4 protein-coding genes are annotated in these 12,842 nt (G+C 63.4%); 2 read left to right on the top strand and 2 right to left on the bottom strand.

What is annotated here, in order from left to right:
* The first annotated feature begins 241 nt into the window (after positions 1–241).
* On the top strand, positions 242–850 hold the full coding sequence (locus HYR72_21025) for a glutathione S-transferase family protein (GenBank protein ID MBI1817465.1): 609 nt from the start codon (positions 242–244) through the stop codon (positions 848–850).
* Between the two features lie 311 nt (positions 851–1,161).
* On the top strand, positions 1,162–4,218 hold the full coding sequence (locus tag HYR72_21020) for an ATP-binding protein (protein ID MBI1817464.1): 3,057 nt from the start codon (positions 1,162–1,164) through the stop codon (positions 4,216–4,218).
* Between the two features lie 65 nt (positions 4,219–4,283).
* Here the strand turns inward: HYR72_21020 and HYR72_21015 are convergent, their stop codons facing one another.
* Entirely contained in the window at positions 4,284–9,662 is a 5,379-nt protein-coding gene (locus tag HYR72_21015; protein MBI1817463.1) for an NACHT domain-containing protein, read from the bottom strand.
* Between the two features lie 590 nt (positions 9,663–10,252).
* Entirely contained in the window at positions 10,253–12,730 is a 2,478-nt protein-coding gene (locus HYR72_21010) for a glycoside hydrolase family 3 C-terminal domain-containing protein (GenBank protein MBI1817462.1), read from the bottom strand.
* Positions 12,731–12,842 lie beyond the last annotated feature (112 nt).

The following is a 12,842-nucleotide window of genomic DNA, read 5'->3' as shown; positions in this document are numbered from 1 at the left end:
TGGGAGGTTCACCGGGAGACAACCATCAACGCCAGTGGCCCGGTGCGGCTGCGCGCGGACCACCACCCCGCCGCCCCCGCAGAGAAGAGGTGTGGCTTTCATCCCGCCCCTTGACAAACCGAACCATGGCAGACGCTGAGACGCCGAGAGGAGGGGAAGGCAGGACGGATGATGGCTTCCTCGGGCTCTCTCTGCGCCTCAGCGTCTCCGCGGTGAAAATTTTCTTGCGAAGGAGAGGACGATGAAAATCTACGACAGCCAGACCGCTCCCAACCCGCGCCGCGTGCGCATCTTTCTCGCCGAGAAGGGCATCAGCGTGCCCTACGAACAGGTCGACATCGGCAAGGCGGAGAATCGCGCGCCGGAGTTTCGCAAGAAGAATCCACTCGGCGTGCTGCCCGTCCTCGAACTCGACGACGGCACCTGCATCGCCGAGAGCGTGGCGATCTGTCGCTACTTCGAGGAGACGCAGCCGAACCCGCCGCTGATGGGCGTCGATGCGCGTGACCGGGCGCTGGTCGAAATGTGGCAGCGCCGGATGGAGTCGGAAGTTTTGATTCCGATTGCGCAGGTGTTTCGCAACGGGCATCCGTTCTTCAAGGGCCGCATTCCGCAAGTGCCCGAGTGGGGCGAGGTCTGTCGCAAGCAGGCGGTGCACCAACTCGGTTGGCTCGACGAAGTCCTCGCCCAGCGCGAGTTCATCGCCGGCGCACGCTACACCATCGCCGACATCACGGCATTGTGCGGCATCGACTTCGGCCGCGTCAGCGCCATCAAGATTCAGCCCGAGCAGAAGAATCTGGCGCGCTGGCATGCCGCAGTATCCGCGCGGCCGAGTGCAAAGGCGTAAAGCTCCCCGTATGTCATTCTGAGCGAAGCGAAGAATCTCTCTTCTTGACCACGGCGATACGGAGACCGAAGGTTGACGGCTGGTGCGTCAACCGCCCATGGACGACTTGCTGGGCAAGCAGCGACTAGACAAGATGCGGCGAGCCGCGAGATCCCACGCCGGTTGCCGAGAGCTGACGGCTGACCACTATTCGATGCGGCCGAACGGAAGCGGAAGTCCACTTTCCAGACCGAACTTGTCTCGACGTGATGATGAATAGCGATTCACGACTCCTTGCGTTGAGCGATGGCTCCATGATTCCATAGTCGCGGATGAACTCCACAGTATTGTTCAATCCCCGGGGTTCGGAGTGGCACCGCTGGGATCCGCATATACACGCGCCCGGAACGCTACTCGTTGACGCGTTTCATGAAGACTGGGAGAAGTACTTGGGGGAGATCGAAACGTCCGTGCCGACCGTACGTGCCCTTGGCGTCACTGACTACTTCTGTATCAACGCCTACCACGAGGTGAGAAAGCGGAAGGCGCAGGGACGCCTCGCGAACGTGGAGCTTCTGTTCCCGAACGTGGAAATGCGGTTGGACATCAAGACCGAGAAGAAGCACCCCATCAACCTTCATCTCCTATTCTCTCCCGACGATCCCGATCATGAAAGCGAGATTCAACGGATTCTCGGGCAGCTTCAGTTCCACTTCGAGCCCGAAGACCGAACGTACCACTGCACTCTTGACGACTTCGAGCGGCTGGGGCGAGCAATCGATGCGACCCAGACGGATCGACAAGGGGCGATCAAGACGGGCGCCAACCAGTTCAAGGCCACGTTCGATCAGCTTCGCGAACTCTTTCGCCGTGAGGGGTGGCTAAGGAAAAACTGCCTTGTTGCTGTTGCCGGAGGCTCCAATGATGGCACAGCCGGGTTACAGAGCGACGACTCGTACAAAGCTAGCCGATGGAATCTTGAATCCTTCGCACACATCATCTTTGCCGGCACGCCCGCGCAGCGGGACTTCTGGCTCGGGAAGACCCCCCAATGCCCACCGGGCGTCATCGAAAAGCACTACCGCTCGCTCAAGCCCTGCCTTCACGGCTCGGATGCGCACCGTCACGAGAAGGTTCTAACACCTGATCTAAAGCGATACTGCTGGCTCAAGGGGGACCTCACGTTCGAGACGTTGCGGCAAGCAGTCATTGAGCCTGAAGAGCGGGCCTGGATTGGCGAGGCGCCACCACCGGAAACGTCGCCCGCATTCCGCATCGACCGTGTAACGGTCTCCGATGCAACATGGTTCACGAACGGCACGGTCGAGATGAACGGGGGGCTCGTTGCCATCATTGGCGAGCGTGGATCTGGCAAGACCGCCCTGGCTGACATAGTCGCACAGGGCACACGTTCGCTCGGTGGGGCACTTGCCGAATCGTCGTTTCTTCGACGCGCCACGCATCCCGAGAATCTCGTTGGATCCGCGCGCGTTGAACTCCGCTGGGGCGACGGAGCGAAACACAGCGCGGAGCTTCAGCCACAATCTAACGGCGGCGTCGATGACGAAGCTGCCGACGCGCGGTATCTGTCGCAGCAGTTCGTGGAGCAACTCTGCTCGTCCGCTGGCCTAGCAACGCAGCTGCGCGATGAGATCGAGCGAGTGATCTTTGAGGCCACCGATGACGCAGACCGCCTCGGAGCCGCTTCCTTCGACGAACTCAAGGATGCTCGACTGGAGGCAATTCGACGTCGCCGGGATGAACTCAGGGAACTCATCCTGTCGGCAAGCGACACGATCGCCAGGGAGGACATCCTGCGTGACGGCCTCGACGCAAAGCGCAAGACACGCAAGGGAATCGCCGAAGCCATCGAGAAGGCTAAGAAGGAACTTCTGACGCTCATCCCTAAGGGTAAGGAGGAACGCGCGCGACAGCTGGCAGCCATCGACAAGGCGTGCTCGGAGGCGGAAGGGGAGCTGCAACGTCTCCAGTTGCAGCGCCAGAGACGGGGCGAGCTCCAGCAGGAACGCGAGCACATCCTCAACCAGATCGAACCAAGGCGGTTTGCGGAAATGCAGCGAACGTTCGCAGCGGCGGCGCTGTCCGAAGAGGAGTGGAAGGCGTTTCGGATGCAGTTCGCGGGTGACGCGGATGGAGTCATCCGCAACGCAATCAAGGACACCGACGGCGCCACTAAGACGTTGCTCGATGGAGACCCATCAGTACTCGTGGACGAAGTCACAACGCCGCTTTTGAAGTGGCCGCTTGCGCTGCTTCGCAGGAGACGCGACGAGACCCGGAAGGACGTGGGCGTCGATGTGACTAAGCAGCGGAAGTTTGATGAGGTGAAGCGAACGATCGCACAACAGGAAGCGCGACTTGGCAGCATCGATCGCGAGATCAAGCACGCCGAAGGGGCCGAAGGACGCCGCAGAGAATGCCTGGCTCAGCGACGTGACAGCTATCTTGCCGTCTTTGGCGGCCTGCTTGAAGAGCAGGAGGTGCTGGAGGAACTCTATGGACCTCTGCGCAAAAAGCTAGCTCGGGCCGAGGGCGCACTCGCTAAGCTCGATTTCTTCGTGCATCGCCTCGTCGATATGGGCTCGTGGGTCGAGGCTGGGGAGCGACTTCTCGATCTGCGCACAGCAGGGCGATTTCGGGGCCGCGGAAACTTGCGCGAGATAGCCGAGCGGGAACTCCTCGCGGCGTGGCGCGACGGCTCTGCGGAGACGGTCGCAACGGCGATGGACGTATTCCGGAAGACGTACCACAGCGACCTTCTGGAGGGGCGGCCGAGCACTGTCAAGGCAGAGGATCGTCACGCGTGGGTCCAGTCGTTGGGGGCATGGCTCTACTCGACGGATCACGTCACTCTGGAGTACGGCATCCGTTACGACGGCGTGCCCATCGAGCGACTGTCTCCAGGAACCAGGGGTATCGTCCTTCTGCTCCTCTACTTGGCGATCGACGACCAGGACCGACGCCCACTGATCATAGACCAGCCGGAGGAAAACCTCGACCCGAAGTCGGTATTCGACGAGCTGGTCTTCTATTTCCGCGCTGCTCGAAAACGTCGGCAAGTCATCGTCGTGACGCACAACGCGAACTTGGTTGTGAACACCGACGCTGACCAAGTGATCGTGGCGGAGTCCATCCGCGGACCGAGCGGAGGGCTCCCAAGCATCACGTACCGGAGTGGGTCGCTCGAAAACCGAGAGATCAGGAAAGCGGTATGCGAGCTCCTGGAAGGCGGCGAACGGGCATTTCTTGAGCGCGAACGCCGCTACCGACTCCGATGGGACGAACTCATCGGGACAGACGACCCGGAGTCCGGGCAAGCGATGGGTGGGGCCGGAGGCGCGGCAGCACCTGACGCACATCGGATCTGACCGCGGCGAAGCAGAGCATCTTCGGCGCATGCCGGGGCACGCGCGGTTGTTTGGGCTTCGTCATGTCACACGGACTCTCGCCCTAAGACCGCGACAAGATCTCGCATGCCGCGACCTTCCGCGAGGCGCCGCGCATTGTCCACCTGGCCGGTCGTCGCCAGTAGCGCAAGTGGCCCGAGCGGCGCGTCCACACGGGCTTTCCGATCGAGCACGTCTAGGATTCGATCGGAGAGACGACCGCCGGCGCCGAGTAGCAGACGCGCGGTATCGTAGCTCGTCTCCTCGTCGTCATCAAAGACTGCGGCGCCTAAAGCATCGAGAACACTCTGGCGCATACGGCTGTCGCGCAGGAACGCCTGAACGTGCGCCTCGGGGTCCCACCTGCGTCGGTGATGATCGGCGCGTGCCCGTACAAGGCCGCGCGCAACACCTGGGAAATCCGACTCACCGCGACGCACGAGATACTCCGCCGCGGCACCAGCCACGCGTCCATCATCGGACCACAGAGCGGTGCCGAGCGCGTCCGCGACGAGTCCCGCCGTGGATGGATTGGCACGCAGCGTGTCGAGGAGACGCGCAGCGTCTACGTGAAGTGGATCCCGCCCCAGGGGGCCCTTCACGACGGCGGTCGCAATGTGTTTCGTCTCGTACCTGTCGATCTTCACTAGACACTCAGCAGCACCGAGAGCAACGGCATCACAGTCGGCATCATCGCGATCCTTCTGTTCGAGGAGCGTGATGAGTCCGAGGCGAATCGCCGGGCCGTCGTCCGTCGACGCTAGCAGTCGTTCGAGGTGCCGGTGCGCGGCCGCGTTCTCTCGGGACTGCTGCAGGAGAACGCGCGTCAATGAAGCAAGGAACGCTTCGGACTTCTTGGACGCATCTTCATCGTCGTCACTCTCGTCGTGACGATGTTCCCGACGTTCGATGACGAGCCGCGCACTCTCCGACACTGTTTCAGGAAAGATCTCAAGGATGGCGGTGGCGGCTCCCCATCGCACGGTCGTGTCCTCCGCCCGGAGCGACTCCCGAAGGGTTTCCTCGATGTCCGCGGCGAGCTCCGGCTTCGCCGCACACAGCTTCCGAAGCAGGGCCATCACATGCTCGTGCCGGGTCAGTTCGGCGAAACCGCCAACAATCACCGCCTCGGGGAGATTGTCCGCTTCCATCACGGTCGCAGACACGAGGCAGCTTGCCGCCTCCCACGCGAGTTCGTAGTTCTTCCCGTACTGCCGGCCCCGGTTCAGCGCGTCTTCGATGCCGTCCTGAAGGGCCTTCCGCGTACGCTTGGCGAGTCGCGGACGTGCCAACATCTTGCAGAGCCATTGGTGAGCGGCCGTTCGCTCCGTGCGTTCGTGGTGACCAAGACCCGCGCGAACAAGAACATCAGGGAGATGCTCCTCGAAAAAACTTTCGCGTTCACAAAGAAGACGTGCCGCGTTCCACGCGACCCGACTGTCGCTCGATTTTAGCCCCTCCGAGAGCGCACGCCTGACTTCCGATGAAACCGAGTGGTCGTCAAGCATCGTACGAAGGTGCACGTTCGCCTGAGGGCGTGTAGACTCAGTGCCCGCACCATGAAGCACTAACTCACGTGCGAGAGTCCACGAGCCGCTCGCTCCCTCGTCGGCCAAGAGGATCGCGAGGCGTCCCGCGACCGCACTATCGAGATTCGTTGTGGAACTGAGATAGCTGGTGAGAACGGCTGCAGTTTCTTCTGCATTGTCGCTCCTCAAGAGGCGCTGAAGGTGCGGGATGGTGTCATCGAGACGCGCTGTTTCGCGGAGCGCCGCTTGGAGGATGTGCGGCAGATTCGTTCCCAAGTCCACGCCTTCCGTTTCGAGGAGGAGGAACGCAGACGTCGCGGCGGTTCCGCTGTGTGAGCTTTCAAGACTCTCTAGAATCGCCGCGCGCGTCGCGCGTGCCGAGCGAGGATCACGCAGCATCTGACGGACGTACTGAACCGCGATCCTTTGTCGGAGGTCCCAGGCAAACCCCACCCGCACTAACGCGTGTGCAAGGCCCGGTGTTTCGAATCGGCCGGCGGTGGCGAGCGCGAGTGCCGCCTGCCACGCGACGGGCAAATTCTCGTCCCACAGCTCATCTTCGAGCAATGTGAGGGCCTCCCCCTGCGTGCCAGCGTCGTCCAACAACCTGAGAATCTCCCCAACGCGTTGCTTCTCCTCCTCATCATTCCCGGATCGGCTTGCCTCCGGCGGGAGCGGGAGATCTACCCGACCGAGAAGACGTGCGCACGCGCGTCGCACCGCCTGATTGCCATTGTGAAACCCCTTCTCTAGTCCGTAGCGAACGACGGAATCCGATCCGGGATCAGCCATCCAGGTCGAAAGACCTTCGCTGACGGCATCCCGCTCCGGCGCCTCGTCGAGCGCATTGACGAGGACATCTATGACGAGAGGCGTGGCCGGCGCTCTCGCCTCCATCATGAGCCGCGCAACGGCGGTCCGGTCAAACCCGGACCCTTTAGTTGTCAGGAGCGATTCGAGTCGCGCACCAACGCTTGCTCCGTCGCCCGACCGCAATGCGTTGAGCAGGACATGCTTCGCCCGCTTGTCTGCCGTTCGCTCGTCATCGGAAGCGTCACCCGCCCAATGATGCCGCCCGAGAAGCGTTGCGAGTGCTTCGACGTTGTCGGCTGGACTGCCGCTACCCGCCTCTGCCAACAACAGCCGCGCGACACCTTGAACGGAGAAAGGCGCAAATGGTTCCCGGTGTCGATGAGTCGCCTGGGGGAGCACCGCCACACGGCGGAGCAACCAGGCAAGTTCCGGCGCTAGTGGGCCGTCGGGCCGTTCAAGAAGCAGGCGAAACGCAAGATCTGATCCCATCCGATGGCGGTCGTGCTCTCCGCGCGCGAGGAGCGCGACGAGAAGGCGATCGGGATCAGCGCTGCGGAGGAAGAGCACACGAAGAAGCCGCGCGGCGACGCCCGGGCGGTGGTGCCCGCGATCCGCCTCGATCCACACGCCGTGCGCGAGCCGATTGATGGTTGCGCCGTCCATCGCGATGTCGGGTGCATCGAGGAGACACGAAACCGCTAGGGTTGGAGCGACCTCGCCGAGGTGTGAAAGAAGCGTCCGCGCTCGTTCCACACCGTCCGCCTTTTCGAGATAGATGATTCCAAGGGCGAAGCGAAGAAGCTCGTCGTGCGCATCATCGGACGAAAACGCTACGAGCTGACGGAGGCCTGCCTCATCGGAGCGCACGCGGTCGCACGCTGCCAGGTAGTCGCGAAAGCTTAAGTGTGCGAAGCTAAGGACACCGGGATCCCGTTCCAGAAGGAGGCCGGATCGGTCAACAAGGAGTCGCACCATCACGGCCGCCCGATCGCTCGGTGGGTGCGATGCCCGCCGCGCCAACTCCTTGAACGCGTGGGCCAGCGTTTCTTCCACCGCCTCGGTCGAGACTTCGGCGACTCCCTTCTCGTGGAGACGCCATGCAAGTCGCTCGACGACAAGACGGATCTGGTCGGCGTTGAGTTGAAGCACCTGTGCCCAATCGCGCGGGATCGCATCGTCGCCAAGATCTCGTCCTGCTACGTCACGTTCCCAGTGCCCGAGCATCGCGACGGTGGCGTGGTCGTAGAGCGTCGCGCGATCAACGGGAAGACCGCCGCGGTTGAAGTGAATGAGTGCGAGGATCGAGAGCAGCAGGGGGTTCGACGTCAGGTCAACAAGCGCCTCGGCGTCGCGGGCGAGATCGGCGCTCTTCGACGCAATCTCGGTCTCAGTGAGGAACGTGTCTCCCTCAACACGAACCGCTCTGTACCACTGGCGCGCAAAGAGGGCACGCCGCTCGCGACCGAGTGGCAGAGGCTCGAAGAGCGCGAGATTGGCGTGTGGTCGGAAGCGGCGGATCCCTGCCGGTCGGGACGCAATAATCACACGCGGCGCCTTGTAGGTCTCGATAAGATCTGTAACCGCCGTGAATAGGGTGTCGCGCATTGTGTCGTCCGAGACCTCATCTAGCCCGTCGAACAGGAGGAGTGTTCGGTCTGATTCGAGGAGCGACTGCGCGATCTGGAGCGCCTTTTCGCGGGACGATGGTGCGCCCGCGAGCCCCGATTCTAGCTGCGCCGCGATGAAATCAGAGACGAGACCGACGCGGCCCTGAACACCCCCGAGTTCCCTCGCGCGCACGCGCCGGGCAAACTGCCTGAATGACACGTAAAGCGGGATAAGGGGCTCTGGTGGTAAGCCAATGTCGATGCGGCATTGCCGACCCTCATCGTCGTCGAGCGCACTCACGAGCGCGAGCCACTTGAGTGTTGTCGTCTTCCCGGTACCTGGTCCGGCAACAAACCCGATCCGGCCGTGTTCGTTGAGAGCTGCCGCAAGCTCCACGACGCCGGGTCTGCCTCTCTCCCAGTGAAAGTCGTCGTCGCGCCCCTCACGCAAAACGCGATCCGCAAGCGTGGGTCGGTCATCTAGGTCACGACGCTGATATTTGCCCGCATCTTCGCCTCGACCAGCGCGCGCCAGGAGGGGTGCCACGAAGAGCGTCAGAAGGTCCGCGTAGACAGGCTTCGCGATATTGAGGCCGTAGAGTCGAAAGCGCCGGAACTGCTTAACGATCTCCGCGCGATGACTCACCCACGCTGCCGCCGACGTCACCGGCGCGGCGCGAACGACACCGGCGGAAATGAGATCGTCGGCGGCAAGGCCGTCTTTGAGGAGGCGGTCGATGAGCGTCTGTCGCGTGTATGAGGATCTCGCGGACGCGCCGCTGTGCTTACTCTCTGCGATGAGGCGGACGAGGCGATCCGTGATCGCGGGTGCCTTCTCGCCGAACGCCACGAGTCGCTGCGTAATCCAGGCATCGAGGTCGACGGCGCTCGGCAACTGCACCACATCGATCGCTTTCAAGTACGAGAGGAGCTCAATACTCGTGGCCGGGAGCGAGAGCGCGTCAGCGATGAGGGCCACACTCGGTGCCGTGAGCGCCGCACCTTCCTCGCTCACGAGTTCGGCCGGTGTGCGTGCCCGCTGCGCGACGTCGATAAGGTCCCGGAGCGAGGCGACATCGCCATTCGTTGCGAGGAGGACCGTCACCCGGTTGCGCTGCTCCAGGGGTCGTGTCGTCCACTGCCGCCAGAACTGGTCCGCAATTCCGCTTTGGACAAACTTACGAACCGACCATCCCCCGCGCGGTGCGGTCTCCTTCAGTTGAACATACGTCCAAGAGCCGCTCTGTCGTGCGAGGATCAGATCATCGACGTGAACAGCCTCCGCCCGGCCGGTCGGATCGCCGGGGTCAAGCGCCTTCTTCTCCCATAGAACCTCGACGAGCGGGTCACGAGCGCCCATGAGGAGCTCGGCGAGGTGAAGGGCGACGTAGAGATCCTGATAGTCGTACCCCGATCCCCCAGCGCGTCCGCCGCTGCGGCCTCGCGTATGTCGTCTCAGTTCAGCCGTCCGCTTCATGCGTCTCGCCCGCTTCGGAGGTCGCTTCTCCGCTGCCATCTGCGGCTTCATCGTGAGGCACAGAGAACTGTTCGCGATGCACTGGTCGAGTGTCCCATCCGCCTTGGCTTCGCGGGGCTTCTCCCTCAGTTGAGGCAGGTAGTAACAGGTATGGAGAGTTCAGCGCCACTGGGGCGAACTCTGCCTAAGGTGAAAGAGGCCGTCAAACTTCGAAGCGAGACGTGGCCAGCCGTTCTGACGCGCATCCTCACCCGGGGCGGCCCAAAACTCGAGATTGTGCGTTCCGACCTCCACCGGCAGGTGAGCAGCCACACGTCCCTCGGGCCGACCGGTGCAATCTACTGATGCGGTGGCCCTTCGTCCGAAAAACGGCTACCGCGAGGGGCTTACCTGCCCCGTTTCCGACATCGCCACAGGGGTTGTAAGTCCTGGTGACACCGTGAAGCGGACGTGAGTCGGACTACGAACCGCTCGCCCGGGAGCGGCGCGCACGCGGGCGCACTATTTCTTGGCGAGATCGGGCCACGGGGAGAGGCTCGGGGCCAGCCATTGAAATTTGAATCAAGGTGCGGGTGGCGGCGCGAGGCGGCTCAGGATGACACATCCGAAACGTCCGCCGTGATCGTCTCGCTCAGCGCGAACGGGACCACCGCGTGGATGTTGCGACTCGACGAGCCGATGAGGAATTCGAACTCGCCGGGCTCGGCGATCCATTTCGGGTTTGCGCGCGCTGGATCGTAGAACGCAAAGGCGCGCTGGCCGAAGCGGAATCGCACTGTCGTGCGCTCTCCTGCTCGCAACGCGATCTTGGCGAACGCCTTCAACTCCTTGTCCGGCCGCGCCAGACTGGCCTCCCGATCGCGTACGTACAGCTGCACGACCTCGGTGCCCGTCCGCTCGCCGACGTTGGCAACTGTCACCGTTACTTCGACCGCGCCGTCGAGGTGCGCTGTCGCTGCGTCGCTGTACGCGAACGTCGTGTACGACAGCCCGTGGCCGAATGGGAACAGGGGCGTGATCTCCTTGGTGTCGTAGTAGCGATAGCCGACGAAGATGCCCTCGCCGTAGACGACCTCGCCGTTTTCGCCGGGGTAGTTGATGAAAGCCGGGTTATCTTGCAGACGCCGCGGGAACGTTGTCGGCAGGCGTCCGCCCGGATCGACGTCGCCGAACAATACGTCGGCCAGCGCGTTGCCGAACTCTTGGCCGGGGAACCATGCTTGTACCACCGCCGGCACGCGCGCGCGCCAGTCCATCGTCACCGGGCTCCCGGTGTTGAGCACGACGACGGTGTTTCGATTGGCGGCGGCGACGCGCTCGATCAGTTCGTTCTGCCGGCCGGGCAGGTGCATGTCGACGCGGTCGCTGCCCTCGGTTTCCCAATCGCCGTCAGTGCCAACGATCACGATCGCGGCATCCGCGCTGGCCGCGGCGTTGACCGCCTCCGCCATCAGATCGCTGGCCTCCGGTGGCACCACGCCGAAGCGAATCGCGGCGAGCCCCGGTCCCTGCGAGCTGTACTCGATCACCACCGCCGCGGGTTTTCCCACGATCAGATCAACGCCGGCTCTGACTTCGCGCGAGCTGCGCCCGAAGAACAACTCTCCCGGTTGCGGATCGCTCCAGTTGTCGAGCACCGCCGCGCCGTCGATGAACATGCGGCAGCGACCGATCGCGCTGAGCCCGAACACGTAACGCCCGCTGTGCGCCGGCACGATCGTGCCCATCCAGCGCGCCGAGAATCGATTCGGCGCGGACAGGCCGGGGAGCGGATCGAACCACGCCCAGGTCACGCCGCGCACAGTGCGGCTGGCGACGACGGGACCGCTGAGATCGTCGCTGTCGAAGTATTCGATGCGCAGCCCGCGACCGTCATCGAGTGGTTGAAAGAAGGCGGCTTCTGGGCGCGGGCAGTAACGGTCGATGCGACAGCCCGCCGCATGAATGACGTTCACCCGTTCGCCGCAGCGTTCTCGCAACGCCGCGAGCGGATGCACGGCGTAGTGCGGCCGCACGATCGAGCTGCCGCCGCCTTGAATGACGCCGACGCGGGCATTGGGTCCGATCACCGCGAGCGTGCGCAGCTTCGCGATAGCGAGCGGCAGCGTCGCTTGCTCGTTCTTGAGCAGGACCATGCCTTCGGCGGCGACTCGGCGCGCCAATGCGCGGTGCTCCGGGCGATCGACGGCATGCTCGGCGATTTCCTCCGGCTGTTCGCGCCGGCCCGAGAGCCAGATGACTCGCAGCAGGCGGCGGACCTTGTCGTCGACGGCCGACTCAGGCACTTCGCCACGCTGTACCGCCGCCGCCAACGCGCGTCCGTAGAACCGCGGTGGGCCCGGCATCTCCAAATCAGTGCCGGCGCTGGCGGTCTCGACCGTGTCTTGCACCGCGAGCCAATCGGAAATCACCAGACCGGCGAACTTCCACTCGCGTTTGAGGATGTCGATGAGCAGACGCCGATTGGCGCAGGCGAAGATTCCGTTGATGCGGTTGTACGCCGCCATCACCGACCACGGTTCGGCCTCGGCCACCGCGGCCTCGAACGGCGCGAGGTAGATCTCGCGCAGCGCGCGCTCGCCCACTTGCGAGCTGATCGAGTGGCGTTCGAACTCCGAGTCGTTGCAGACGAAGTGTTTGATGCAGGCGCCGACGTTGCGGGCTTGCAGTCCGCGGATGTAGGCGACGGCGATGCGCGCGGTGAGGTGCGGATCTTCGGAGTAACACTCGAAGTTGCGTCCGGCGAGCGGCGAGCGATGGATGTTGACTGTCGGGCCGAGCAAGATCTGCGCACCCTTGGTCTTCGCTTCGTCGGCGAGCGCTGCCCCGACTTCACCAAGCAACTCGACGTTCCACGTTGCCGCCAACGCGGTGCCGACCGGGAAGCACACGGCAGTGGCGGTGCCGTCGGGATTGCCGCGCGCACCGTTCGGTCCGTCGGTCATCTTGATCGAGGGCACGCCGAGCCGTTCGATAGCGCGGGTGTGCCCGAAATCGACACCGCCGAGTAGGAGAGCCTTCTCGTCGAGCGTGAGATGGGTGAGGGTTGACTCAATCCATTGATCCATCTGATTCATCGGCCTGCTCCTGCCGGCTTTGGCTGTTGGGGGTATGAGAAGTGGCCCCTCGATACGCGGCCTCTCGATACGAAGCCTTCGGCTTCTACTCGATGCCGCTACT

This window comes from Deltaproteobacteria bacterium (genome assembly GCA_016178705.1).
Lineage (GTDB): Bacteria > Desulfobacterota > Binatia > HRBIN30 > JACQVA1 > JACOST01.
This window is presented reverse-complemented; position numbering and strand designations above follow the sequence as displayed.